This is a genomic window from Anaerocolumna aminovalerica (genome assembly GCF_900115365.1).
Lineage (GTDB): Bacteria > Bacillota > Clostridia > Lachnospirales > Lachnospiraceae > Anaerocolumna > Anaerocolumna aminovalerica.
In genome coordinates, this window is sequence record NZ_FOWD01000028.1 from 32,517 (window position 1) to 59,036 (window position 26,520).

Annotated in this window: 21 protein-coding genes and 2 pseudogenes; 6 read left to right on the plus strand and 17 right to left on the minus strand. The window is 34.8% G+C overall.

All coding sequences use genetic code 11. The annotated features are described in order from the left end of the window. Positions 1–304 precede the first annotated feature (304 nt). The gene (locus BM183_RS14480) at positions 305–1,666 is read left to right on the plus strand and encodes a uracil-xanthine permease family protein (protein ID WP_091687589.1); all 1,362 of its coding nucleotides are present in this window, start codon (positions 305–307) and stop codon (positions 1,664–1,666) included. Between the two features lie 269 nt (positions 1,667–1,935). Further along, positions 1,936–2,820, plus strand: coding sequence for an AraC family transcriptional regulator (locus BM183_RS14485; protein WP_091687590.1), 885 nt, complete (start codon positions 1,936–1,938; stop codon positions 2,818–2,820). A 210-nt stretch (positions 2,821–3,030) separates the two neighbouring features. On the opposite strand, the gene BM183_RS14490 is transcribed toward BM183_RS14485, so the two are convergent. The 5 genes from BM183_RS14490 to BM183_RS14510 form a co-directional block, all read right to left on the minus strand. Further along, positions 3,031–3,885, minus strand: a complete 855-nt coding sequence (locus tag BM183_RS14490; protein ID WP_091687591.1) for a cysteine ABC transporter substrate-binding protein — start codon at positions 3,883–3,885, stop codon at positions 3,031–3,033. A gap of 61 nt (positions 3,886–3,946) precedes the next feature. After that, a complete protein-coding gene (locus BM183_RS14495; RefSeq protein ID WP_091687592.1) occupies positions 3,947–4,690 on the minus strand; it encodes an amino acid ABC transporter ATP-binding protein in 744 nt (247 codons plus the stop codon). Positions 4,691–4,700: 10 nt separating this feature from the next. Continuing rightward, positions 4,701–5,357 carry an amino acid ABC transporter permease gene (locus BM183_RS14500; protein WP_091687593.1) on the minus strand — a complete coding sequence of 219 codons (657 nt, stop codon included), beginning with the start codon at positions 5,355–5,357 and terminating at the stop codon, positions 4,701–4,703. Continuing rightward, entirely contained in the window at positions 5,338–5,997 is a 660-nt protein-coding gene (locus BM183_RS14505) for an amino acid ABC transporter permease (protein ID WP_330392429.1), read from the minus strand. The genes BM183_RS14500 and BM183_RS14505 overlap by 20 nt, the downstream gene beginning before the upstream one ends. A 258-nt stretch (positions 5,998–6,255) precedes the next feature. After that, positions 6,256–7,647: an NCS2 family permease gene (locus tag BM183_RS14510; protein ID WP_091687594.1), complete on the minus strand. Its 1,392-nt coding sequence runs from the start codon at positions 7,645–7,647 to the stop codon at positions 6,256–6,258. A gap of 522 nt (positions 7,648–8,169) precedes the next feature. Here BM183_RS14510 and BM183_RS14515 point away from each other — a divergent pair. Further along, positions 8,170–9,696 (plus strand): methyl-accepting chemotaxis protein, encoded by a 1,527-nt coding sequence (locus BM183_RS14515; RefSeq protein ID WP_170848030.1) that lies wholly within the window; start codon positions 8,170–8,172, stop codon positions 9,694–9,696. Between the two features lie 122 nt (positions 9,697–9,818). Here BM183_RS14515 and BM183_RS14520 read toward each other — a convergent pair. From BM183_RS14520 to BM183_RS14535, 4 genes and pseudogenes are all read right to left on the minus strand, one after another. Next, positions 9,819–9,944, minus strand: a pseudogene (locus tag BM183_RS14520) (sporulation transcriptional regulator SpoIIID); the annotation flags it as partial. 159 nt (positions 9,945–10,103) lie between these two features. Continuing rightward, positions 10,104–10,358 (minus strand): sporulation transcriptional regulator SpoIIID, encoded by a 255-nt coding sequence (spoIIID, locus tag BM183_RS14525; protein ID WP_091687597.1) that lies wholly within the window; start codon positions 10,356–10,358, stop codon positions 10,104–10,106. Positions 10,359–10,463: 105 nt separating this feature from the next. Continuing rightward, positions 10,464–10,937 carry an acyl-CoA thioesterase gene (locus tag BM183_RS14530; protein WP_091687614.1) on the minus strand — a complete coding sequence of 158 codons (474 nt, stop codon included), beginning with the start codon at positions 10,935–10,937 and terminating at the stop codon, positions 10,464–10,466. Positions 10,938–11,006: 69 nt separating this feature from the next. Continuing rightward, positions 11,007–12,074: an FAD:protein FMN transferase gene (locus tag BM183_RS14535; RefSeq protein WP_091687598.1), complete on the minus strand. Its 1,068-nt coding sequence runs from the start codon at positions 12,072–12,074 to the stop codon at positions 11,007–11,009. A gap of 347 nt (positions 12,075–12,421) precedes the next feature. On the opposite strand from BM183_RS14535, the gene BM183_RS14540 reads away from it, so the two are divergent. Beyond that, positions 12,422–13,774, plus strand: a complete 1,353-nt coding sequence (locus BM183_RS14540; RefSeq protein WP_091687599.1) for an FMN-binding protein — start codon at positions 12,422–12,424, stop codon at positions 13,772–13,774. Positions 13,775–13,903: 129 nt separating this feature from the next. Here the strand turns inward: BM183_RS14540 and BM183_RS14545 are convergent, their stop codons facing one another. From BM183_RS14545 to BM183_RS14565, 4 genes are all read right to left on the minus strand, one after another. After that, positions 13,904–14,269, minus strand: coding sequence for a NusG domain II-containing protein (locus BM183_RS14545; RefSeq protein WP_091687600.1), 366 nt, complete (start codon positions 14,267–14,269; stop codon positions 13,904–13,906). Positions 14,270–14,456: 187 nt separating this feature from the next. Further along, positions 14,457–15,389 carry a cysteine synthase A gene (gene cysK / locus BM183_RS14550; protein WP_091687601.1) on the minus strand — a complete coding sequence of 311 codons (933 nt, stop codon included), beginning with the start codon at positions 15,387–15,389 and terminating at the stop codon, positions 14,457–14,459. Between the two features lie 383 nt (positions 15,390–15,772). Then, positions 15,773–16,621, minus strand: a complete 849-nt coding sequence (locus BM183_RS14555; protein WP_091687602.1) for a hypothetical protein — start codon at positions 16,619–16,621, stop codon at positions 15,773–15,775. A gap of 866 nt (positions 16,622–17,487) precedes the next feature. Beyond that, positions 17,488–18,654 (minus strand): phosphopentomutase, encoded by a 1,167-nt coding sequence (locus BM183_RS14565; RefSeq protein WP_091687604.1) that lies wholly within the window; start codon positions 18,652–18,654, stop codon positions 17,488–17,490. Between the two features lie 166 nt (positions 18,655–18,820). On the opposite strand from BM183_RS14565, the gene BM183_RS14570 reads away from it, so the two are divergent. Beyond that, on the plus strand, positions 18,821–19,504 hold the full coding sequence (locus BM183_RS14570; RefSeq protein WP_139221535.1) for a phosphatase PAP2 family protein: 684 nt from the start codon (positions 18,821–18,823) through the stop codon (positions 19,502–19,504). Positions 19,505–19,551: 47 nt separating this feature from the next. Here BM183_RS14570 and BM183_RS14575 read toward each other — a convergent pair whose 3' ends face one another. From BM183_RS14575 to BM183_RS14590, 4 genes are all read right to left on the minus strand, one after another. Further along, entirely contained in the window at positions 19,552–20,568 is a 1,017-nt protein-coding gene (locus tag BM183_RS14575) for a glycosyltransferase family 2 protein (RefSeq protein WP_091687605.1), read from the minus strand. Between the two features lie 226 nt (positions 20,569–20,794). After that, entirely contained in the window at positions 20,795–21,910 is a 1,116-nt protein-coding gene (locus tag BM183_RS14580) for an aminopeptidase (RefSeq protein ID WP_091687606.1), read from the minus strand. Positions 21,911–21,991: 81 nt separating this feature from the next. Continuing rightward, entirely contained in the window at positions 21,992–24,535 is a 2,544-nt protein-coding gene (locus BM183_RS14585) for a hypothetical protein (RefSeq protein WP_091687607.1), read from the minus strand. 183 nt (positions 24,536–24,718) lie between these two features. Next, positions 24,719–25,906, minus strand: coding sequence for a class I SAM-dependent methyltransferase (locus BM183_RS14590; protein ID WP_091687608.1), 1,188 nt, complete (start codon positions 25,904–25,906; stop codon positions 24,719–24,721). A 171-nt stretch (positions 25,907–26,077) separates the two neighbouring features. Here BM183_RS14590 and BM183_RS14595 point away from each other — a divergent pair. Then, positions 26,078–26,520, plus strand: a pseudogene (locus BM183_RS14595) (hypothetical protein); the annotation flags it as partial.

Below are 26,520 nucleotides of genomic sequence, written 5' to 3' on the forward strand. Positions count from 1 at the left end.
ATTTTTGTTCATGATTGATTTTGGTAATTCACAATTAATAAATCCATTTCTTTCAATCATTTTTGATATAGTGTATATACTCACTATGCACAGTATATACTCATATATTCACTTTGTCAATAGAAAAATAAATCAAATTAATTTTCAAAGAATTTAGCCAATTTACTTGATTTATGGGAATTATAAGTCAATTGCCCAGCCTGTTTTATCCAGCTTAAGTAAATTAAAAATTTTTTTGTTTTTCCTCTTTACAAACATATAACTTTATGGCAAAATATAAAAAATTTAAGGAGGTACACATCATATGTCTCAACAAAATCAAACTGTGGGTTATTTACCTGATGAGCGCCCACCATTTATTCCACTTATTTTATTTGCACTACAGCAAATTGTTGTTATGTTTCCGGCAACTGTACTGGTTGCTCTAATTACTGGTTTTCATGTTTCCACTACCATCTTTGCCAGCGGGTTAGCTACTTTAGCTTTTATCCTTATTACCGGCAGAAAAATTCCTTTATATTATGGTTCCAGTTTTTCTTATATCGCTGCTATTGCTTCTATCATGAGTGCAGAAGCATTTGCTACTTATTCTCTTAATGAAAAAATCTCAGTTGCACAATTTGGTATTGTAATGTCTGGTTTTGTTTCTATTATTGCTGGTTTGATTATCAAACGTTGCGGAAAAGCCACTATCGACAAAGTCCTTCCCCCCACTGTTACAGGAAGTATCTCTATTATAATCGGATTATCCCTTGCTGGAAACGCAATGACCGATGCGTCCGTATTCCCTGAGGCAGCAGCAAACCAAGCTAGTTTAGCAGGTAATATGGCTTGGATCATCTCTTTAGTTACATTATTTTCAACAATTATATATTCGGTATACTTAAAAGGTAAGCTGAGTCAGCTGCCTATTCTTTTTGGCCTTTTTACGGGTTATATCACCGCTGCAATCATTGGAGGAGTTACCGGTATTCCATTTATCACATTCGATACCGTTGCCAGTACTTCCATATTTAACCTTCCAATCTTTACATTGCCAAAGCCTTCACTGGCTTCAATTGCTGCAATTATGCCAATAGCCATTGCTACAATTCCTGAATCAACTGCTCATATATATCAACTTGATATTTATGTAAATGATTTGGCAAAGAAAAAAGGTTCCAAAAAGAAATATGACATTGAAGATAAACTAGGCCTTAACCTGATCGGTGATGGTATTGGAGATATTGTATCCGGTTTTATCGGAGGACCGGCAGGAACAAACTATGGTGAAAATATTAGCGCCATGGCACTATCCAAAATCTTCTCCGTTCCCGTACTGATTGCCGCAGCAATTATTACCATGATTATTTCCTGCTTTACGCCATTAATTAATATTGTATACTCCATACCAAAAGCAGTTATCGGTGGCTTATCCATCTATTTATTCGGTGTTATCGCAGCACAGGGCATTACCATTATGATGGATAAGAAAGTAGATATGTTCAAATCTAAGAACCTGGCTGTTATTGCAGTAATCTTAATTATTGGATTAGGGGGAAGTTTTGGATACGAAGCAAGTATGATCCCTATGTTCGGAATGAAATTCCCTGCTATTGCAACAGCTGCTGTAGTAGGTATCTTATTAAACCTTGTATTATCCATAGGGGAAAAAGAAGAAGTCTAATGAGGGGTTATTACATCAAAAGGCTCCTATAAGAGGGTTAAGTAAATAAACTGCTTTCCACATAATCTCTATAAACATTATTTTAAAAGGCGAGGATTCTCATTCTATGGGATCTCCGCCTTTTTGCCATTTCTACTAATGCCCGGAACAGAATCCGGCAACATGAAAAATCCTTATTCGTGAATATTTAGCAAGACAGGAATAGTTTCCTTATAACATTATTGATATAATAAAGCTACCCTAGGGAAAAGGTGGAGGTGAGGTGAATATTGAATTATAGAGAAGATATTGAGAAGAGTATTCAATTCATTGAATACCATATCAAAGAAAATATAACTATTGAAGAAGTTGCCGGTCATGCTGGGTACTCTCTTTATCACTTTTGCAGAGTTTTCAGTTTATGCAAAGGTGTATCTGTTATGGAATACATTCGAGGACGCAAATTGTCTTTAGCCGCCGCAGAATTATTCAAAGGCAGAAAAATTATTGATATTGCTATGGATTATGGATTTGAAACGTCCAGCGGCTTTACCAAAGCTTTCCGTAAAGCTTTTGGTTACAGTCCCACACAATATACCGCACGGATGGCCGGTTATGCTGCTGGGAAAACAACATCGAAAATTGGAGGTTATATTATGAATCCTGTTATTGTAGAAAAGCCTGCATTTAAGGTTGCCGGTTACGGAATTAGAACCAATATTACCGGTGCAGCATATACTAAGGATATTGCTTCTTTCTGGAGCAATTATGATGGTGAAAATTTAGAAAGTAAGATGTACAATATTCTAAATCCTGCTAAACATGGTGAAGTAGGATTATGTGTCCCATTATCTGAATCCGGAAACGCAATATATCTTTTAGGCGTAATCGTTGATGACTTCTCAAAGGCAGAAGAAGACATGCTGACAGTTGAAGTTCCAAAAGCTCAATATGCGGTTTTTACAACCCCGCCAGTTAATACTGCCAATGACGAAGAACAAAAAGAATTCGCGGAAATTATTGCAGATACATGGAAATATATTTTTGAAGATTGGTTTAAAGACAGCGGCTATGTTTATGATGAAGATAAGCTGGACTTTGAATTTTATGATGAACGCTGTCATCATAGGCAAGATACCGTTATGGAAATTTATATTCCTGTTAAAAAATTATAATATTAGAATACTCAAGAGATAAAAGATATGTAAGAAGCTCTCTCAAAACTTGACTTTGAAGCATTACTCTAATATACATCTACAAAGATACTTTAACTTATAAAAAAATCCCCTGTTCATATTTGATATGCTATGGTGTCACACTTGACGGTAGCACACGAATTTTTAACCAGGGGATTTTCTAATATTTTTTATATTCTTATACTGTTTTTACTTTTCAAATATTACATCACCAGGATTCGTATCCGGACTAAAGTGATTTTTTAATTCTGCATCATATGCCTCTTTAAAGAAGCCCTTTGCAGTCAGTGTCTTTATCTCATCATTTAGCCAATTCAGCAAATCTGTATCGTCTTTATTCACTGCCGGTGCAATGGTATCCTGACTTCCAATGTTACCGTCTACAATCTTATATCCTTGGTTTTCATATGACCAGGCAAACAATAAGGTGTTATCATGTGCCAGTGCATCTCCTCTTCCATCTACTAAGGCTTGAAAAGTTTCTGTATTCTCATCATAAGCTAATAATTTAATATCAGGATAATTCTCTGTAAAATACAATTCCGCGGTGGTTCCCCTATTCACAATTAAAGTTTTGCCTTTTAAGTCCTCTACAGAAGCAATAGAACTGTCTTTAGGAGCAACTACACCAAGTGCCACTTTCATATAAGGTTCAGCAAAATTAACCTGTTCTTTTCTTTCTTCTGTTACAGTAAAGTTAGCTAATACAATATCTACTTTTTTGGATTTTAGATATTCAATACGGTTGGCCGCTTCTAGTAATACAAATTCTACTTTCGATTCATCTCCAAGAAGATCCTTTGCAATCTGACGTCCCAAATACACATCGTATCCAACATTACTTCCATCTTCTGCAACGTAGCCGAAAGGTGGCTTATCACCGAATACACCTATTTTTACTACTCCGGCTTCCTTTATTCTTTCAACTTTTCCCTTTGTTCCCTCTCCGCTTACGGCACCATCTTTCTTTCCACAACCGGTTAAGCCAATGACCAGTGTCATTATTGCCAGTATAATAAGATATCCTTTTTTTGTTTTTTTCATAATTCGTATTCTCCCTTTTCATTTTTTTATATTGGAACCAAGACTTTCTTGGTAACTACCGCTAATAATCAAATTTATTCAAAAATTGTTTCGCCCGCTCCGTTTTAGGATTTCCAAATAAGTCTTCCGGTTCCCCTTCTTCCACGATTTTTCCATGATCCATAAATAAAATACGGTCTGATACCGCTCTGGCGAAATGCATTTCGTGAGTTACAATAATCATAGTCAGACCTTGCTTTGCTAAATCCAGTATAACATCCAATACTTCCCGAACCATCTCCGGATCCAAAGCTGCGGTTACTTCATCAAAGAGGACAATGTCAGGATTCATACAAAGGGAGCGTACAATGGCAATTCTTTGTTTCTGGCCGCCGGATAATTGTCTTGGATAATCATTTTCACGGTCACTAAGTCCTACCTTTTTCAATAGTTCTCTGGCAAGTTCTGATACTTCTTGTTTATCCCTCTTTTGCACTTTCAAAGGCCCAAGCAGAATATTTTCCATTACGGTCATGTGGCTGAACAGATCATAGCTTTGGAACACTATTCCTACTTTTTGCCTTACCTGGCGCATTTTTATATTCTTATCATAAATACTGGAGCCTTCCAATATGACGTCTCCGCCGTCTATTTTTTCAAGACCGTTAATACACCGCAGTAAAGTGGATTTACCACATCCGGAAGGGCCTATTATAACTACAACTTCTCCTTTGTGAAGAGTAAAGTCCAAGCCATTTAATACATTTCTTTCTCCAAAGCCTTTATACAGATCTTTTATTTCAAGTACAATTTCTTCATTGTTCATATATATTTCCTCAACTTTCCCATTTTCTTTCAAGCTTTCTTGCCATAATGGACAGAGGATAACACATTAGAAAGAATAGCAGAAAGAGAAACCCATATATCCAAAAGGCTTCCTTGGTTCTCTCAATTACCTGTTTTCCTCTTGCAATTACATCAATTACGCCAATCAGTACCACCAAGGAAGTAGTTTTTATCATTCTGGTTCCAAGGCTGATTGCTCCCGGAACAATACGCTTAATGGCTTGGGGGAACTGAATATAAAGAAACAACTGCAACTTAGATAGCCCTATGGATAATCCACTTTCAATCTGTCCCTTTGATAAAGATTCCAGAGCCCCTCTTACAATGTCCCCCATCTCTGCTGTTCCCCACATTGTAAATACTACAATTGCAGCAACTTCCCCGGATATATCTATACCCAGAGTTCTTGGTATGAAGAAGAAAAAGGAAAACAGCCAGACCATAATAGGTATAATACGAAATGCCTCTAGGTAAATGTAAGTTAGTAATTTTACTATTCTGTTTTTAGACATTCTTAAAAGTCCAAAACCAAACCCTGTAAAAAATGAAATGAATAAAGATGTTACCGCAATCAGCAAGGTGTTGCCAAGGCCGTCAAGTAATATACCAATATTATTAAATATTACATTAATTCCCGAATTCTGCATGACGTAACCTTCTTTCTATATAGCCTAACACTATGGATAAGGGCAGTATAATAATCAAATAACTTACGGTTAAAAGTAAAAGAGACTCATTTGTCTTATAATACAGACCAATTAAACTTTGTGTGACATTTAATAACTCCGGTATTGCTATGGCACTTAATATAGAGGTCTCTTTTAGCAAAAAAATAAAATTTGCGCTCACCTGAGGCATGGAAATGGATATAGCCTGGGGCAGGATCACATATTGCATCATTTGCCTTTTATCCAGTCCAATGCTTAAGCCGGACTCAATCTGGGAATTACCAACTGCCTCCAATCCCCCACGAAATGCTTCTGCCATATAACTTCCGCCTAGAAAACCAAGACCAATAATGGCGCAAGCCGTTCCGCTTAGTTTGATTCCTACTTGGGGAAGCCCAAAATACAAGAAAAATACTTGAATTAATAGTGGAGTGTTTCTAGATAGCTCCACGTAAACCTTAACAATCTTTTGCAATATAAAAATTTTGTAGTACAGGACAAAGCAACATACTAAGCCGGTAATTAGGGCTGCAAGAATCCCCCAAAATCCTATCTTCAATGTAACCAATCCTGCCTCTATATAACGGGGTAACTCTCTCCCTAAGTATGACCAATCCATAATTATAGTACCTTTCTTTCTCTTTTTACATAATATTAGCATTGATCTGCTTTTATTATATTCGAAACATTATTTTATATTCCTACTATTTATATTATATTAGTATGAATTAGTAATTTAACGAAATTATACAACGGGATATAATAGATGTCAACTATTTTTTTAGAGCAAAAAATACCTATAGGATAGACATTTTCCAAATGTCTATCCTATAGGTACCATTTTAAATATGTAAATTCTATTTCATACCTAAATTATTTATAATAATACATATTTTAATATGAATAATACCGTCAGAACATACATAACAGAGCTGATTTTCTTTTCTTTTGCTTTGCCTGTAAATAAGTTAACTAAAACGTAAGAAATAACACCAAAAGAGATACCTTCAGAAATACTATAAGTAAATGGCATAGCAATGATACAGATAAAAGCAGGAATTGCTTCTGACATATCTTCAAAATCAATATGTGCAATTGAACCCATCATATAGAAGCCTACAATGATAAGGGCAGGTGCTGTTGCAAATGCAGGAATTGCTAAAAATATTGGGGATAAGAATACGGAAAGACCGAATAAAATAGCAGTTGTTAGTGCTGTTAAACCGGTTCTACCACCTTCAGAAACTCCAGTAGCACTTTCTACATAAGTTGTAACTGTAGATGTACCAAGTAAAGAACCACCTACTGTTCCGATAGCATCAGCAAGAAGAGCACCCTTAATACGAGGAAGTTTTCCGTCTTTGTCTAACATATCAGCTTTTGCAGAAACACCAATTAAAGTTCCTAGTGTATCAAACATATCTACAAATAAAAATGCAAACATAACTACTATAAAGTCAAGAGAGAAAATGCCTGAAAAATCAAGCTTAAAAGCCACATCCCCAAGTGCTGCAAAATCAAAACCTGATGAAAAACTAGGAAGTAAGGAAAAAAATCCAGCTGCAGGATCAACCACATAAAGGCCAGTTAACTGGCAAATAACACCAAGAATCCAAGTTATAAGAATACCAAATAAAATACCACCTTTTACTTTTTTGATTAAAAGAATACCAGTAATGATAACACCTAGGATAGCAAGTATAACGCTAACATTAGCAGTCTGTGATATACCTTCTCCATGGAATGCATGGAACTGAACTAATGTAGCACCATTAGATTCTACAATACCTCCGTTCTGTAATCCGATAAATGCTATGAATAAACCAATACCGCTGCTAACCGCAAACTTTAAAGTTGTAGGAATAGAATTAAAAATTGCTTCACGTACGCTTGTAAGTGAAAGAAGTATAAAGATAATACCTTCCACAAATACAGCTGTTAATGCGACTTGCCATGGGTAACCCATTTTAAGAACTACGGTATAGGCAAAATACGCATTTAATCCCATACCTGGAGCCAAAGCAAACGGATAATTTGCTAAAAGAGCCATTAGTAAAGAACCAATAAATGCAGATATAGCAGTTGCCATGAAAACACCATTTGGATTCATTCTTGCAGACCCCTCAAGTCCAAGAATATCATTAAATGCTGTCATGGTGCTTGGATTAACAGCCAGAATGTACGCCATTGTCATAAATGTCGTTATACCGGCCAGTACCTCCGTTTTTACATCTGTTTTGTTTTCTTTGAGCTTAAAGAATTTTTCCATAGATAATCTCCTTTTTCTTGCTTATTATATTTAAGAGAATATTAACTCTCTTAATTTTATTAATTAAAAATACTTATAAATCCCCTAAAATCCTTCTCTTTTTTAATAACAGTCTTATTATACCTTTTTTCCCTATAAAATCAATAAATATTTGCTTTTTAAGGTGTAAATAAAAAATGGAATAAATATGGAAACTCGAAAAACTAGTAAACTATTATAAAAATATTATTATATGCAATATTTTTACTACGTTTTAAATAATACTCGTCCAAGGACTCCCCTTTATTATACATCACACTGAACATTTTGTATAGTATTTTTATAAATAAATTATCAAATTTATTAAAATTGCATAAATTATTTTAACGACAGACTTTATAAGACATATTTTTCTTTTTATTTTGTAAATCGATTTTTTTTGCTATCCGATTATTGTTAGAGGTTTTGTAAAAGCCAATTAAAATATTTGCTTTTTTACCAATTTATTGTATAATGGTGGATATTGCAAAGGAGCCCACAACTATGTTGAACAAAAAAATCAATCATCTTTTAAATCAGACAGCTGTTATTAATTCTATTGTAATGAAGATATTAACTGCCATGTCATCAGCCTTAATAATTGGCTATTTTATTGAAGTTGTAAAAGGAACACGCCCACTTTATTATGTTCTCATGTTATCTTCAGTCATATTAATAGGATTAGTAATAGACTTTGTTTTCTATTTTAAGAACAGATCATCTCATATAAATCCTTATATTTTTCTTGGTACATACTTAGTAACCTATGGTGTTGCTTTATTTTCAAGTTCAACCCATTCTGCATTTACTTACCTTTTCCCCTTATTACTTGTATTCATTCTTTACGGGGACATTAGGTTAATTTATATTTCATCAGCAGCAATGTCCCTATTGTCTGCAGGAGAAATAATTTATAAAGTTGCAGTTTTAAATCAGTCTTCATCTGTTGATTACAGCAGCTATTCAGTACAAATCGGTGCTGTAATCATTTTTAGCTATTCCATTATAAAAGCCGCTGCTATAAACAAGTATTTCGGTAAAAAAGCTATTGAAGAATTAACCAATGAAAAAGCAGTCCAGAAAAATATGATTGATGACATCCTGGATATTGCCAATACTGTTGTGACCAGTTCCAATCAGGTATCTGTCATTATTAAAGAAATTTACAAGTCCAGTAAGGTCATTAATTCCGCTGTAAATGAAATTGCCTCAGGAACTCAGGAGAATGCAGAAAGCATTGAGAAGCAGACCAATATGACCACGGCCATTCAAGAATCTATTGAAAATATTACGCAAAAATCAGAACTTATGGTCCAAATAGCCAATGAGTCCCAAAAATCTTTAATGGATGGTATTGGTATTATCAGCCGTCTTGAGACTCATTCTGCAACTATGGAGGATATAAATAAGAACGTTATTGTTACTATGAATCACCTTAGAGATAAAACCGCAGAAGTTCAGAATATTACATCCCTTATTTATGATATTTCCAGCCAAACTAATTTACTTGCTTTAAATGCTTCCATTGAAAGTGCAAGAGCTGGTGAAGCAGGAAGAGGATTTGCAGTAGTAGCGGAACAAATTCGCTTACTTGCGGACCAGACAAGAAAGTCTACAGAAAGTATTTCTGAGATTTTGAAAGAATTAGGTATAAATGCAAATAATGCGGTAACTTCTGTTGAACAAATTATTAGTGTTACTAACGAACAAAGTTCATTGATCGACACCGCAGGTTCTGGTTTTAAAAAAGTAGAGGGAATGACGGATAGGCTTACCCATACTATTAACGAGATCAATGAGATGGTAGAGAACCTTTTGGGTTCAAACAACCATATTGTAGACAATATCAGCCGTCTATCTGCTGTAACAGAAGAAATCACAGCCAATTCAGAATCTACCGCTAATTTATGCAATGAAAATGCAGAACAATCTTCTCTGGCTTCTAACGAATTGGAAACACTGCTCTATGCCGTGAATAAATTTGATAAATATTTGAATAATGCTTCCCACCAGCAAAGTTCTACTTTATAATGCTTAATGCATTTTTTAAAACGATTAATACATCTAATACATATACGGTTATGGACATTGGATATTTCCCTATCTATTGTTTATGACCGTTTTATTATCCATTGTTCATAAACGTTCTATTTTGTTACATCTGTATGTACGGTTGATTTAGAAATACCAAACTGTTTTGCTGTTTGTCTTACCGTTGCATTATTTTCGATTATATAGTTTGCTATTTCCACAGCTCGTTCTTCTATATAGCCTTTCAAAAGGATATCCCCCTATTATACTTGTTTTTATATTGTATGCAGAGTCACTTTAAAATATATCAACTTGCGGCTACAAAAAAATGTCATTCCAAGCTTAAAAGGCAAAGAACCCCAGTTACTATTCAAGATTCCTGCCTTTAAGTTCAGAGTGACATGTATTTACACAAGTCCATGTTTATATTTGTTCCGTGTTGCCATACCGCCCCGTATATGACGTTCTGATTTATTTAACATAAGCACTTCACATACAGCTTTATACAATTGATTATTAATGGACGGAAGTCTGTCCTGCAAATCTTTATGCACCGTAGATTTGCTGATACCGTATTTATTCGCCGTTTCACGTACCGTTGCTTTTGTTTGAATCGTATAATTGGCTAATTCCAATATCCTCTCTTCCATATATCGCTGCATTGTTGGCCCCCCAAGCTTGTTTTCTTCAATATATGCTTGGTTGTCCTATGATATGCATAATCTGAATTACCTTTTATATCTTAATAATCCTATTATAACTATCCTTTAGAAGCCTTCTTTTCTTCTTAACTTACGCAATTCCGTACGTTTTTTTCCGCCTTCCCACTCAGCCCGTTGTGACTCTGTCTCCACAATTAGTCTTGGAACCCTGACAGGGTTTTCATCTTTGTCAATTGCTACCATTACAAAGTAAGCTCTGTTAATGGGCTTTCTCATTCCATCCATACTTTCAACATAAGTATCTATTCTTACTTCCATAGAAGTATTTCCAACGTAAGTAATACGTCCAATTAATACTAAAGTATCATTCAAATGTGCTCCTGCCTTAAACTGAAGGTTATCAACTGCGGCTGTTGTAACATTATATTGAGAGTGACGCCTTGCCACAACACCTGATACTATATCAATCCATTCCATTAATTTACCGCCAAATAATCTTCCCGAACCATTGATATGCTCCGGCATGACTATTTGAATCTGCTCTGTTAGTGATTCTTCTACTCTTTTTTCTATGTCCATCCCAAAATACTCCTTTATATCTGTGTTCTCCAAATCCTCCATAATAATGAGTGAAGAAAATAACTCCTATTATTTCACTTCTGTTACTTTAATATTGTCAAAGAATCCTTTTGTATAATGAAGTTCATAGTCATCTGTAATAAAAATGGCATATGTATCTTCCAGGCTTTCTATTAATTCCATTCCCTTTTCTAATCCTAAAGCAAAACAGGAGGTACTTAACCCATCCCCATCTACCGATTTATTTGAAATAATTGTTACTGCAATCAAATCATTCTTATATGGATACCCGGTAGAGGGATCGATTATATGATGATAGAAATTATCCTCTTTCTTAATATAGCGTTCATAAATCCCAGAAGATACTACAGATTTTCCATCGATATCCATGGCAGCAACAATCTCATTTCTTCCTGCAAATGGTTTTTGTATACCAACTTTAAATGCCTCTCCACCCGGTTTCTTACCTACAGCTAAAACATTGCCTCCCAGATTGATCATAGCGCTTTTAACACCTTGCTCTAGCAGATATTCTTTTACCCTGTCCGCTATATAGCCTTTGGCTATAGCTCCCAAGTCTATTCCCATTCCCTCTTTAAGAAAGGTAACAGTATTATCCCTTAAAATCAGATTCTTATAATCAACTAAAGGAAGTGCTGTTTCCAGGTCATTTTTCTCCGGTATAACCGCATTTTCCGATATAAAATCCCACTGTGCCGTAATCGGTTCAATTGTTATATCGAATCTACCCTCTGATAAGTTGCCGTAGTACAGACTTTTCTCTAATATATCTGCTAAGGTATCTGATATTTTATAACTATAGTTTCCGCCCTTTGCTTTCTCAAGAGTTCCATGATTTAACTTATATACTTCACTGGTTTCCATTGTGCGGCTATATACCTTCTCATATTCCCCAATAAGTTCCATTGCACCGTCAATAATACCTTCATCCTGAGAATCATAGAGGGTAATTGTTATAATCGTATTTAGTAAAAACGAACTTTTTTGAATGGGTTCTCCAATTGGTTCTTTATCTTCTTTTTTATTGTTAGAAATGATAATATAGGTTGTCAGTAATGCAATACACGCTATTCCTAATAAAACTACCGGCAAATACTTTTTCTTACTTTTACTCATATTTCCTCTTTCCTGCTATCCTTAATTTACTTAAGGTATACGCTTTTTTCATATACATTCCAGCTCCGTAACACTCATATCAGCTAAAAAGCAGCATCCAGACCCGAATACTCAAATAGATCTATATATAGTCCTTAGTAATTACTCATAAATGCTATTTTAGTAAAACAAGAATGAACTGTCAAGGTTCGTATAAAATTTATCAAACTTTAGGAATATCCAGTTTTTATATTGTTAAAACCCTCACAAATCACCGGATATCTATTTACTAAATAGGAAAAATATGATACAATATCCCGGATTGGTATACATTAATTAAGGCCAACGAAGGCAGATAGGAGTATGTTATGAAAAGAAATGGAAAAACCAATGGAATAATTGGCTTAGTGATTGTTACAATTTTAGCTATTGTTGTAATAATCGGAGTAAATTTATTAACAAAGAAAGAAAAAACAGAGACTGGATCCAATGGTAATACCGAAACTACAGGTAATACAATCGATGTTTCCGGTTATGAAAGCGGAAATTTCAAGATCCAAGCTGCTTCTGAAACAGAAAATGGTTATGTAGTTACCGTAGCAAGTCCAGGATTCGGTGGAGACATCATTATGGATGTAACTTTTGATAAAACTGGTGATACTATTTCCTCAGTTGTAGTTAAAGAGCAAACAGAAACAGAAGGTCTTGGAAGTAAAGTTACAGAAGATTCCTTCTTAAGTAAGTTTAACGGTGTAAAGGCTCCCGTTTATTTACCGGGCAAAGCACCAACTGCTGAAACTGCACAGGAAACAAAGAAAGAAGAAGCTGTTGTTGATACTGCTGCTTTAGCTGATGGAACTTATACTGCTGAAGCTAAAGAATTCGATAAAGGCGGCTTCAAAAGTACACTGAGTTTAACAGTTGCTGATGGCAAAATCACTGAGGTTATCTGGGATGCTTACAATGAAGACGGAGAATTCAAGAGCCTATTATCAGCAGACGGCGGTTACGTTATGACAGATAATGGTCCTACATGGCAGGAACAAGCAGTAGCATTAGCTGAATATGTCATTTCAAATCAATCTTTCAACATTCCGGTAGATGATGGCGGTAAAACAGATGCTGTAGCAGGCGTTAGTATTTCCATCAGTGATTTTATTAATCTTGCTTCTCAATGTTTAGCACAAGCTTCTCCTAAGACATTAAAAGACGGTACATATACTGTTGAAGGACAAGAAAGCCAAGGATATACCAGCATTGTAACTTTAGTTATTGAAAATGGTAAAGTTACTTCTGTTGTATGGGATGGAAGAAATGCAGCCGGCGAATATAAGAGTTACTTATCTTCCGTTGGTGAATACGTTATGGTTGAAGGCAACCCTACATGGAAAGAACAAGCAGATTCTTTAGCTGCCAATGTTATCGAAAATCAATCTACAAAAGGTATCGTTCTTGATGAAAGCGGTAAAACAGATTCCGTGGCAGGCGTTAGTATCAATGTAAGCGAATTCGTAAGTTTAGTAGAAGAAGCATTCGTTAAAGCTTCCTCAGGTGAAACTGCACCAGAAGTTCCTGAAGAAGAAACTCCTGAAGTACCTGTTGCACCAGCAGCCGGAACTGAAATAGAAGCAATATCCGGAGCAACGGTTTCCTCTAAAGCAGTTATGGACGGAATCAACGAAGCTCAGAAATTCATTAAAGAATTTGTACTTGCAAAATAATTAATAATATATTCAATACATAAAGGCTGCTGCAAAATTGTCATTCCAAGCCATTAGGCGAAGAATCTCAGATTTACAATTTTGCAGCAGCCTTTGTTTTATTAAAATAATCTTGCCTTACGTCTAATACTAATTGGCAATAGCATCTAATTCGCTTTGGTTCTCACCATTAATTTCTATAATAACTTTATTGGGAAGACATACAATTGTTTCACCGCTTTTATTGATTTTCGGTTGAACTACGCAGACCTCGTCAGGACAGGAAGCTTCGGTAATGTCTGCATAACCATCTTTAATAACAAGCAGATTGGTTCCGCCGTTTGCCCCTTTAATTTCATATGTAGCATCTACATCTAATGGAAATTCTTTATATACTTCACCATCCACTTTGACAATAACGGTATTTCCTTCTTTTTTATTTAAATTCACAAATATAAGTGCGCCAATAGCTATGGTTAAAATAACTCCCGCTAAAATCAGGTCATTTTTCTTCATTTTAAATTTTTCCTTTCCAGTAATAATATTTAATTATACACTGTAGGTTTTATACAATGCAAGAGGGCTATTACAAAATTGTCATCATTAGAGGTGGATACACTCTTTAAATTCCAATATTTCTGTAATAGCCCTTTTAATATTACTCGGTGACTCATATTAAATTACTTAATTTTTCAGATTCTGCTTATTCTGCAAATAATGGTGTTGATAAATAACGGTCTCCGGTATCCGGTAATAATACAACTATAGTTTTTCCTTCGTTCTCAGGACGTTTTGCTATCTGTGTTGCCGCCCACACTGCTGCACCTGAAGATATTCCTACTAAGAAGCCTTCTTCTTTTGCTAATTCTTTACCGATAGTAAAAGCGTCATCATTCTCAACTGTTATAATTTCATCATAAACATTTGTATTCAGTATACTGGGAACAAATCCTGCACCAATACCCTGAATCTTATGGGAACCTGCAGTTCCTTTGGAAAGAACAGGAGATGCACTGGGCTCAACAGCAATTACTTTAATAGCCGGATTCTGACTCTTTAAGTATTCACCAGCTCCCGTAATCGTTCCGCCAGTTCCAATACCTGCCACAAAAATATCTACCTTTCCATCAGTATCCTTCCATATCTCCGGACCAGTTGTTTCTTTATGAACAGCAGGGTTGGCAGCATTATCAAATTGAGCAGGGATAAATGAATTAGGTGTTTCTTTGGCGATCTCCTCTGCCTTTGCAATGGCACCCTTCATTCCTTTGGAGCCTTCTGTTAATACCAGTTCCGCGCCATAAGCTTTTAATAAAGTTCTTCTTTCCACACTCATAGTTTCAGGCATGGTGATAATTAATTTATAGCCTCTTGCTGCTGCTACAGATGCAAGACCAATACCGGTGTTACCGCTTGTAGGTTCAATGATGGTTCCACCGGGCTTTAATAATCCCTTTTTTTCTGCATCATCAATCATAGCTTTTGCAATTCTATCTTTTACACTTCCTGCCGGATTAAAGTATTCTAATTTAGCAATAAGATTTGCTTTTACATCATTTGCTTTGCTGTAATTACCTAGTTCAACTAATGGAGTATTACCTATTAAATCTGTAATTTGCTTTGCGATCTTTGCCATAACTCAACTCTCCTTTAAATTTTTTTAATGTTAAAATGAATGCGTCCATTTATTTTGTATCTCAGGCATTCTATAGGATGTATTTATACATCCTTTTTATCCATTTTTCTATCAAATTCATTCTAAATATATTTCTATCTAAATTTAATTTATCATATGATTTATCATTTGTCAATCATTATTTTCATAATATCATATATGAATAGTATGAATTAAAAACCTTGAAATGGAAATAAATAAGCCTCTTAGTTTTCTTCTTGTGAAGAGGTTTAAGAGGCTTCTCGTTTGTTCTGTAAACTGTTTATTCTAAATTTTTATTCTGAATTGTTTATTCTATGAATTGTTTTTATATGAAATGTTTGTTCTATGAATTATTACTCGTACTATTTTATAAGGATATCATGTTTTACATCAACTGCATATCTTATAGTAACCTTACCTTTTATCCATAAAGAATTCCCCTTATTTAAATCCGTATTTATATCCTTCGAAGGAACCTTTATCTTAAAAGTATAATTTGCCATAATCTCCAAATTGCTTTGGTAATTATTATTCGCTGTTATCTGCCGGATTATATCTGCTGGCAGCTGTAAGTCCCTTAATGAAATGGAGTTTGTTTTATCAACAGGAGTTTGTTGAATTAATACAATCTTGCTTTTGTAATTATTATTACTTCTTAAATTTTTTTCGGTTTGTATTCCCCTATAATTTATTCCTTTAAGGCTATTTACATTCTCCGGCAATAATTGATATATTACTTCCGGTATTCCTATCCCCCGGATACCAATTCCCCAACTGCCATTTTCATTGCAGATTCTCCAATAAGGCTCATCTTCCGATAGAGTAAGGATAACTTCTCCTATGTCAGAAATATCCTCCCTGTTTTCTATCTTTCCATAAGAGTCAATTGGTTTTTCTTCTGTATGAGAATCCATTAAATTATAATAGATTTCTAAGCCTGTTGTTCCATTTTGGAGTTTTTCCAAGGAAAATGGTTCTAGACCAGTAATTTCTAATGTTTTATCTGTATATGTAATCTGTGTTTCTAGTTGATCTTCTCTTCCAGTATTCATATCCTTTATTTTCAATGCAATATCTGCATCTTCATTTGATGAAAATATGAAATCCGGAGTTCTAGTATCTTGATGTCTTGCAGCACTGACTGAGAAACTGCATGCACTTAAAGCAATAGTAAGAATCAATGGTAATACTTGATATCTTATTTTATTCATTGCTTCCCTCCATATTAACAGATGTGTACATTATACCGTAAATAACCATTAATAGCAAACCTTGTTCAAAAAAGCCTTCGACAGCAGCTGACTTTTTAGACAAATAATATAGAAGGAACCGGCTCCTTTAACTTTCAAATTGATAAAAAAAGCACGAAAAAAACTCTATTAGTGAAGTTTTCTCCCTATGGTTATCCGTATATAATATAGCATAGTGAGAAAGAAATTACTGGCAAATACAGGCTATATTTCCGCCATGAAATCTTCTAAAAAGTGGAGCATATAGAGCAGTAAATTCTGGGAAAGAAAACAGATTATAATGTGTTTTTGGTTTTATCCGTATGGGGCTGATACCAAATGGCGCAAAAGGTCCGTAGATAATGGTTTTATACTTCATAATTCTAATTCTACCTTTAGTAGGTGTCGTTCTACCCATGAAAAGATTATACTTTTACGGAAAGGAGAAAAAGAATATGGAACAAGAAAAAATCAGAAAATTTATAGCAAGTTGTAGAAAGGAACCATGTCTGACACCAGTTCAGTTTGCAGAAAACCTGGTTTTCATAAATAGCTTTGCCCTAATAAAACCTACCTTGATTAACGAGAGTATGGGATGCTGTGTGGTTCTTGTGACTTTGGGAAATTCGTTATGGATCTTATACTACAGGAATCACGACAATATTTAAAAATTGTGATGTTTGACGAAGCGAAGCTGAGGAGTTCGCAATTTTTAAATATGCTCTAAGCGATTACTTTAGTATTAGAACCATCGGATTTCCCTGTGGAACAAGAACTACACAGCATCCCATACTCTTGTTGGTCTTGAATAACCTATATTGGGCAAAGCATTCTAATACTAATTTCTATTATCTTAAGATATCTCCCAAGAAAGATTTACCGGCTACATCCCCTTTCACATCCAGATATTCAAGAATAGTTGCTGCAATATCTGCAAAGGTGTCTCTGGTTCCCAGATTCACTCCTTCTTTTATCTTGTTTCCGTAAATTAAACATGGAGTATGTTCTCTGGAATGGTCTGTAGATTCTGTACTTGGATCACAACCATGATCAGCAGTAAGGATTAGAATATCATCCTCTTTTAGTAATTCCACAATACGAGGCATTTGTTCGTCAAAATAAGTCAATGCCTTTGCGTAACCTTCAACATCATTACGGTGACCGTAAACCATATCAAAGTCTACCAGGTTGGTAAAGCACAAGCCCTCAAAATCCTTTTTCATATAGTCAATGGTTCTCTCAATACCTTCTGCATTGTTGGCTGTGCGAACAGAATCAGTGATACCTGCCCCTGCAAATATATCAAAAATCTTACCAACAGCTAAAACTTCCTTTTGAGACTCTTTAATAGCATCTAGCATAGTTGCCTTTGGAGGTACTAAGGAATAATCATGACGTCTTGAAGTTCTCTTAAAGTTAGGGGCTTCTCCTTCAAAAGGCCTTGCTATTATTCTTCCCACACCCCAAGGTCCTTGGCATATCTCTCTTGCAATATCACAGTAACGGTACAATTCTTCAATTGGAACAACCGCTTCGTGTGCAGCAATTTGAAGTACACTGTCTGCTGAAGTATAGACAATTAAATCACCTGTTTTTACATGCTCTTCTCCGAAATCCTTGATTACTTCTGTCCCTGAATAAGGTTTATTGCAAAGGATACCCCGGCCGGTACGTTTTGATAGTTCATCTAGTAATTCCTGTGGGAAACCATCCGGAAATGTTGGCAGGGGACTTTCAGAAATTATACCTGCAATTTCCCAATGTCCGATGGTAGTATCTTTCCCTTTGGAGGCTTCTGCCATACGGGCATATGAACCAAGGAGATTGTTCTCTTTTTTCATATCATCCAGTCCGTCTAAATGGAATAAACCTAACTTAGCCATGTTAGGAGTGTTAAAATATTTATTGGAAGCTACTGCTCTTAAGGTATTGCTGCCTGCATCACCATATTCTGCTGAATCTTTCATTTCTCCTACTCCAAAACTATCTAAAACAATTAAAAATACTCTTTTCATAAATTACCCCTTCCTGCGTTAAAGTAACGCTATAACTAATGTTTTTCTTAACTTTTTCTTACATTAATATAAACTTTGCTATTTATATTGTGAGAATTCCCACTTTGTGCTATAATCCCAATGAACAGCAGAAGAACCTTAAAATAATAAAGAAAGGTTGGTTAACTTGAAAGAATTACTATCTAAATATAAACACGGTTGGGTATTCTCTTATTTTATTGTATACATTATATGGTTTTTTGCTCTGGAAAAAGCAGTAACCACTAACTACACACCTGTGAAGATATGGCTTGATGACTACATACCTTTTAATGAATGGTTTGTAATTCCATACTATTTATGGTTTGTCTATATCTTTGCAACAATTGTTTATTTCTTTTTAACAAATAAGGAAGACTTTTATAAATGTATTGCATTTTTATTTATAGGAATGACCATCTGCTTAATAATTTATACCATATGGCCAAATGGACAAAACCTTCGTCCAGATTTATCACAAATACCTAGAGACAATATATTTATTCGTATTGTTGGGAAGTTATATGCAACTGATACTTCCACTAATGTTTGTCCAAGCATTCATGTTTTTAACTCTATTGGCGCTCACATTGCCATACACCGAAGCAATGCTTTAAAGGAACATAAATGGATTCAGAGGTCATCCTTTATTTTGATGATATTTATTTGTCTTTCAACTATGTTCTTAAAACAACATTCTGCGTTTGATGTTATCGCCGGAATAGCATTAAGTGGTGTTATGTATATCTTCGTATATGTAATAGGCAGTAACAGAATTGCTCATAAGGAAGCAGATAAAGCATATGCACAATCCACTTTTTCTGAAAATTAAATATTTATAAGGATACCCTTTCTTTTTAGACTATATATGGTTTCGGATTAACCGAAACCATATATTTTTTTTGAAATCTTATAGCCAATATCTACTATTTTTCTTCCTGCCTTACCTGGTAAATTCATAGACCTTCCCAGAAACATATTGTTAATTCGAGTATATAATTTTTTATCGGCTTTTTTCAAATAATCCCATAGTTCTTCTTTCTTTTCCAAGCTTTCTTTTGTATTATCCCTTATAAGATAAACAGATGAAACTGTCATCATCATACATAAATACTTAGTCATGTAATTTCTTAACTTTTTATTCTTAATCTGTGACATATCATGACATTCAATCATAATCTTTGTAATTCGAATCTGCTGGTCGATACGTTTTAACATAACCTTTTCATTTACTGACTGATCTTCTCTTCCGATGAAATAACGATATAGATTTACGTCCAGATAATACATGGTTTTTACAAAAGGAAGTGGCTGATAAACAAATATGTTATCCACATAGAAGGTATGCTTTGGCAGCTTTAATCCACAATCTTTTAATAATTTTGTGCGGTAAATAGCTGCATGCATAATGATATACTGACTTTGTTTAAAGTGCATAATATCATTCCATGTAAAGACTTTTCCTTTTGGCAAAGCAGTTTTATAATCCATTACTTTATGTTTATTAATGCTTGGTTTCTCATAAACATAGTTAGCAATCATAAGGTCTAAACTTTGCCCATCTTCAGCCAGCTCCTGTAATTTATCCAATACTTGGCGAAGGGCATCTTCATTAACCCAATCATCACTGTCTACAACTTTAAAATAAAGTCCAGTAGCATGAAGTAACCCGGTATTTACTGCTTCTCCATGACCGCCATTTTCCTGATGAACAGATTTAATAATATCCGGATATTTTGCAGCATAGTTATCTGCAATCTTTCTGGTATCATCTTTGGAACCATCATCTACAATGATAATCTCCATTTCCTTTCCACCTGTTAAAAGTGTTTCAATAGCGTGATCCATATACTCCGCAGAATTATAGCAAGGTATAGCTACACTAAGAAGTTTCATTTTTTTCGTCTCCTCTTTCCAACCGTATCTTACGGTACATAATAAAAATCTAAAAGCTAGTATTTTCCTATTGCAAAATACTTATATAACTTTAGACAGCTATCTTATAAACGAAAGCTACTCTTAATATACCTTATTATAAGTCATAATACATAAACTTTAAATAGAATTTTCCATCTTAATAAATTGTTAAACATCTTCATTTATTCTTCATAAATTTAAGGATTTATTTTAAGTTCTCAGGATTCAAACAATCCAATTCCGGAATCACAAATCTTCCGTCTTTACGGATCAGAATATCATCAAAATACATCTCTCCGCCACCATATTCAGGGGTCTGAATACATACCAAATCCCAATGAATTGCAGATTTATTACCATTTGATGCATCACTATAACAGTTACCGGGAGTGAAATGAAAGGAGCCCATTATCTTTTCATCAAATAAAGTATCCTTCATAGGCTTCAGCACATAAGGGTTTACACCAATGGCAAACTCTCCAATATACCTGGCTCCTTCATCGGTATCAAATACTTTATTTATTCTTTCCGTATCATTAGCTGTTGCTTCTATAATCTTTCCGTCTTTAAAGGTCAACTTAATGTTCTCATAAGTAAAGCCTTGGAATACTGCAGGTGTATTGTAAGACAAGGTGCCGTTAACGGAATCTCTCACCGGTGATGTATATACTTCTCCATCCGGAATATTACTTTCTCCTGCACAAGGAATAGCAGGAATTCCTTTGATTGAGAAAGTAAGGTCTGTGCCCGGTCCAAGGATTCTTACCTTATCTGTTTTCTCCATTAATTGTTTTAGATTTTGCATTTCCTTATTCATTTTAGAATAATCTAAGTTACATACATTAAAGTAAAAGTCTTCAAAATTCTCCAAACTGGTATTGGCAAGTTGTGCCATAGAACTGTTAGGGTAACGTAGAACCACCCATCTGGTCTTTTTCACACGGATATCATGATGAACCGGTGTGGAATAAAATGTTTCATATAAACTCATTTTATGGGCAGGAACATCGGATAACTCCGATACATTTTCGCTTCCTCTTACACCTACATAACAATCCATTTTATCCATTTCCTGTCCATCTATTTCAGCCATTAATTTTAGTTGCTCTTCGGTGCAATTTAATAGCATTTCCCTTTGTACCTGGGGATCTGTGTAGTGTGGAAATGGCAGGCCTCCTGCTTTATATACTTCTTTTATCAATTGTCTTGCCAGGTCCTTCGTAGATTCACCTGTATAATGAATATATACCTTTTCATTCTTCTGCACGTTCATTGAATAAGTAACTAAATTATGTGCCAATATTTTTATTCTTTCATCCATATCTTTTTCTCCTTTTCCCACTTTTCTTTGTTCTATTAAAACATTAGGCTGCTTTTGGGCCTCCTCAGATCCTGTTTTCCTCTACTTTTTATAACTTATAAATACATTACCTGCTGCCTCGAACATAGCCATACTGTCATTTAACCCAAGCTTCATGGTTCTTTTCAGTACTGGATCAATTACTGTAATATTATAGTTGTCATACCCCACAATCAATACCCCTTGATTGGAATTCTTTAAAGCCAGCACCGGTCTTTGATCACTGACATAATACAGTACATCATCTAAAGAACAGCCGGTTAAGTTAAGCAGCTTATTTCCAAAGTTCTGACTTAAGAATTCGTGGGCTGATACTTGATTTGTGACCTGACTACTGTTTATTGTACCGCCCTTTTGATAGCTGACTAACATGAAAGCGCTGGCCATAATACTATTTAAAGAATCGGTTTCATAGACAGGATCAATATTCTTTATCTCATTTGAAGGTTTTCTTACACCCCGTTCCCAGATTACTTCCTGATTTCCGTTTAATACAGTACCAACCAGGCTGCTGGCTTTCTCTATAGCTTCTCCTGCATGATCATAAAAGCCTTCAATTTCACCTAATGCATAAACTACATATTCATCCGGCAGCCTTTCCTCTTCCTTCAGACGAAGGGTAGTATCTCTTGAAATAATAGTATTTACCGTTTGTCTGCCCTTGGGCTTTTCTTCCATAGAATATCCGGAGGGAAGGGAAATATACTGTTCTGTCAAAGTGAGATCCGTAACCCTTTCTGCTAATTTGAATACAGAAGGTGATTGTATTACTTTATTTAATATATTATCCGAAGAGGCTGTTTTGTAATAAGTCTTTCCATTCTCTTTTACCTGCTCTACCCGAAGCAGGGTTATAATATTATCTTCAATTATAGTATCAGTTATAAAATAACCTGATTTTTTGTAATCTTTTAAAACATTCCGGTTATAGTCAGCAATCTGGATTTGGTACATGGGTACTAACGGCTCTCCATCAACGGTAGTCGTAATATCGTTATGTTTTACAAATCCATAAACTATATTCTCATGAATTTTTCCCAATAGACGAATATTACTTCCTTTTGGTGCATTGATCTGCTGTTCTGCGCCTGTTTCCAGATCCAAAATAGTAATGGTATCCGCTTTCAGAGGATCGCTACTGTTCTGGAAGGCTAAATATTGCTCTTTTTTGGATACAATATATCCTTCATTATTTATATCAGTTGCAACGGTAGTTAAATTACTGGTAATGAGATTATAGGCATAAATCGTATTATGGATAGTAAAATAAAAGGTACTGAATTGGTTTACATAACTAAATTCTCCTAATTGCTCCTTTAATATTTGATAAGTTACATTGGTTGGAATGTAAACCAACTCTTCAATTCTATTCTCCCCGCTATAGAAACGGTATAATACAATACCTACCCTTCCTTCATATACACCACGGTTCATATATCCATATACGATAAAATCTATGTTACCGCTATCATCCAGATTTAATATTTTCACATTATGCTGATCGTATATATCCCTAATACTATCGGATTCCTCCTGGCGAAAAGAAAATACTTTTATAGCATCATTTTCAGCCAGATTGTAGTACCATAATTCTCTTTCTCTTACAAATGCTAATTTGGTATCGTCTGCACTGGTTACCAGGTCCATTTTTTCCTGATTGGTAACTCCTACTTTAAACTGACTTTTCGCTAGACTGGTTAGATTTATGTCAAAAACAGATTCCATTCTTCTTTCATAATTTAATAAATACATTCTGGAAGAAGTATACCGAACCCGATAAAATTCCTGTACATTATAAAATTCCTGCCCGCTGTCTGTTTCTGCCGATACCCTGTATTTTAGCTGGATTGATCCCATATCCGGACTTAATTCCTTAATGGTGGGAATCACATCTCCAATCACCTGTGGTTTTAAATTACCCCAGCTGACTAAATCAAAACTGGAGTGAATATTAACATGAGCAAAATTAGAATTATCCTGTTTTGGATCCGGTTCCAGATAACGAATTATGTCTTCCGCTTTCTGTTTATCCATAATAGTATTATGGAAGTCCAGAACAAAATCTAATTTTTCCTTATAGTTAGAGTCCGGAAGAAGTTTTACCCTGGTGTAATAATTCATTTTTTTACTTTTGATTGTAACCAATGTGATTTTAACAGCATATTCTTCATTCACTTCTAAAGAAGCATCTAATTTGATTTTTGCTGTTTTAAAATCTCCTTCTTTATCTAACGCATTAATAGTATCTGTTTTCAATAGTCTTTGGTCAGATACACTTCTTAATTCATAAATTACACGTTTTACATCATTTTCTTTTTCATCTATAACTATAGTAAAGCTTTGATCCTTATCCAGTGGTGTAATAGATTCTCTTACGGTGCCGGCACTCATGGTATTACTGTAGCCATGCATTTGATTAAGTTCTGTACCATTTACTTTTAATGTTACAATAGGGAATGAGGCTTTGCTCATTTGTACTGTTTTTTCAACACGAACTACTTCTTCTTTCATATCCAGGCTAAAATAATAGAGTGAGGCAGCAAATACACAAAGCAATATAATTCCTTTATATACATGTTTCAACATAACAACCTCGATTCCAGCGCTATGGCGCTTTTTAATAAAGAGGGAATTTGTGAATACGCACAAATTTCCGGTTGAAAAACTTGCTTTTTCAACCTAACCCCGATTCCAGCGCTTTTGCGCTCATCTGCGTATTCAATTACCTATAAAACTTAAAATTCTTTTTTAATAATTTACCCAAAGTCCTTACATCTTATCTATTAATAATTGATATAAAGCCGGATTAACATTTAAAAATTTTCTGCATTCTTCTATGGATTTCATCTTTTGTTTTTTTAATTCTGCTGTTTTATTTTGATTCTTCGGATTTCTTACCCCTCGTATTAATATATTTTTTGGAGTATGTTCCATATCTATGAATTCCAGAATCTGCGATTTATATCCCATCGCTTCTAGCAGCTCTGCACGGAGTGCATCCGTTGCCAAAGCAGTAAATCGCTCTTTAATTAATCCATATTGTAAGATAGGACTTAATATATCATTTTTAATCTGACTATTCAACTCATGCTGACAGCATGGTACAGAAAGTATAACTTCCGCTTCCCATTGAATTGCTTTAAACAAGGCATAATCTGTTGCTGTATCGCAGGCATGAAGAGTAACTACCATATCAACTTTACTTGCCCCTTCATAAGAAGCAATGTCTCCTACCATAAAATGTAGATTATCATATCCATATTTTTGTGCAAGCTGATTACAGTGCCTGATAACATCCTCTTTTAAATCCAGGCCAATTACTTTTATCTGATACCCTTTCAATTCCTTCAGATAATAATACATAGCAAAGGTTAAATAAGATTTTCCGCATCCGAAGTCTATAATGGTAAGTTCTCTTTCTCTGCTTAAACTGGGTAATATGTCTTCTATAAATTCTAAGAATCGATTTATCTGTTTGAATTTATCATATTTGGATTTTATTATTTTACCCTCACTATTCATAACACCTAAATCAATTAAAAATGGAATGGGATTTCCTTCTGTTAAAATATATGCCTTTTCCCGGTTATGCTGTAGATCAGCACTTCTTTCTTTACTATTAACCGGTGTAATAATATTCTTAAATTTAACTGTAGCTTTTCCTTTTTTACTGATTAATATATTAATTTGTTTTGTTTTACAGGTCATAACTGCCTGTTTCATATTATTTTCCAGCCAATCAGTAAGCTTCTCTAATAATTCTTCTTTCTTAAAATTGGTATGGAAGATTTGTTTTCCACGATATTCCGATGCCTGATATAATATATTGCCTTTTAATAAAACAGGCCGAACTTTAACTTTTATTAATTCAGAACCTTTTGGCGGGTTACTTATTACCATATCAATAAAATCTATATTTAAATTCTCACTAATTGCTTTTAAAATACTGGAATCCATATGGTTTGCCTTTCTAAATAGGGTCGTTTATTTACATTATTGTATTTTACCATATAACTCTAAATATTCCTACTATTTTTATGACTTTCCTTTTTGATTACTATGCACGGTTCCTAAGTTATGGCATATATTGATAAATGAAAAAGCACTTATGTACTTAAGGAGGCTATAATGAGATATTCATTTTCTGAATTCTCACCTTATTCGAAACCAGATTATCCCCAGACAACAAGGCCTTTTGATGTTAAAAATACTGTTGAAACTTCAGAAAGAAAGGGTATTCCGAACTATACTACGGTTATACCTGCCGAAACTGAAGTCGGCGTAACGGAAGAACCATTAGGATGTCCTAGTCGTACTACAACACCAAGAACAACGACTCCTAATACAAATATGGAAAGGAACATTCCGCCTAGTACACCAACAGCTCCTGAGCAACCTAGAACTATGCCCGGTACTTCTCCTGAGCGGCCCAGAACCATTATGCCCGGCACTACTCCTGTAGCTCCTACACAACCTAGAACTACTATGCCTGGTACCAATATGCCCGGCACTGCTCCCACACAGCCTAGTACTACTATGCCTGGTACTACTATGCCCGGTACTACTATGCC

What these genes read in the sequence shown, in the direction of transcription:
- BM183_RS14490 (WP_091687591.1), bottom strand. Translation starts at nt 3,885, where the DNA reads ATGAAAAAAACAAAAAAAGGATATCTTATTATACTGGCAATAATGACA.
- BM183_RS14580 (WP_091687606.1), bottom strand. Translation starts at nt 21,910, where the DNA reads ATGGATGAAAGAATAAAAATATTGGCACATAATTTAGTTACTTATTCA.
- BM183_RS14480 (WP_091687589.1), top strand. Translation starts at nt 305, where the DNA reads ATGTCTCAACAAAATCAAACTGTGGGTTATTTACCTGATGAGCGCCCA.
- BM183_RS14500 (WP_091687593.1), bottom strand. Translation starts at nt 5,357, where the DNA reads ATGCAGAATTCGGGAATTAATGTAATATTTAATAATATTGGTATATTA.
- BM183_RS14565 (WP_091687604.1), bottom strand. Translation starts at nt 18,654, where the DNA reads ATGAAAAGAGTATTTTTAATTGTTTTAGATAGTTTTGGAGTAGGAGAA.
- BM183_RS14535 (WP_091687598.1), bottom strand. Translation starts at nt 12,074, where the DNA reads ATGAGTAAAAGTAAGAAAAAGTATTTGCCGGTAGTTTTATTAGGAATA.
- BM183_RS14515 (WP_170848030.1), top strand. Translation starts at nt 8,170, where the DNA reads ATGTTGAACAAAAAAATCAATCATCTTTTAAATCAGACAGCTGTTATT.
- BM183_RS14590 (WP_091687608.1), bottom strand. Translation starts at nt 25,906, where the DNA reads ATGGATTCCAGTATTTTAAAAGCAATTAGTGAGAATTTAAATATAGAT.
- BM183_RS14505 (WP_330392429.1), bottom strand. Translation starts at nt 5,997, where the DNA reads ATGGATTGGTCATACTTAGGGAGAGAGTTACCCCGTTATATAGAGGCA.
- BM183_RS14545 (WP_091687600.1), bottom strand. Translation starts at nt 14,269, where the DNA reads ATGAAGAAAAATGACCTGATTTTAGCGGGAGTTATTTTAACCATAGCT.
- cysK (WP_091687601.1), bottom strand. Translation starts at nt 15,389, where the DNA reads ATGGCAAAGATCGCAAAGCAAATTACAGATTTAATAGGTAATACTCCA.
- BM183_RS14585 (WP_091687607.1), bottom strand. Translation starts at nt 24,535, where the DNA reads ATGTTGAAACATGTATATAAAGGAATTATATTGCTTTGTGTATTTGCT.
- BM183_RS14530 (WP_091687614.1), bottom strand. Translation starts at nt 10,937, where the DNA reads ATGGACATAGAAAAAAGAGTAGAAGAATCACTAACAGAGCAGATTCAA.
- BM183_RS14495 (WP_091687592.1), bottom strand. Translation starts at nt 4,690, where the DNA reads ATGAACAATGAAGAAATTGTACTTGAAATAAAAGATCTGTATAAAGGC.
- BM183_RS14555 (WP_091687602.1), bottom strand. Translation starts at nt 16,621, where the DNA reads ATGAATAAAATAAGATATCAAGTATTACCATTGATTCTTACTATTGCT.
- spoIIID (WP_091687597.1), bottom strand. Translation starts at nt 10,358, where the DNA reads ATGCAGCGATATATGGAAGAGAGGATATTGGAATTAGCCAATTATACG.
- BM183_RS14510 (WP_091687594.1), bottom strand. Translation starts at nt 7,647, where the DNA reads ATGGAAAAATTCTTTAAGCTCAAAGAAAACAAAACAGATGTAAAAACG.
- BM183_RS14575 (WP_091687605.1), bottom strand. Translation starts at nt 20,568, where the DNA reads ATGAAACTTCTTAGTGTAGCTATACCTTGCTATAATTCTGCGGAGTAT.
- BM183_RS14540 (WP_091687599.1), top strand. Translation starts at nt 12,422, where the DNA reads ATGAAAAGAAATGGAAAAACCAATGGAATAATTGGCTTAGTGATTGTT.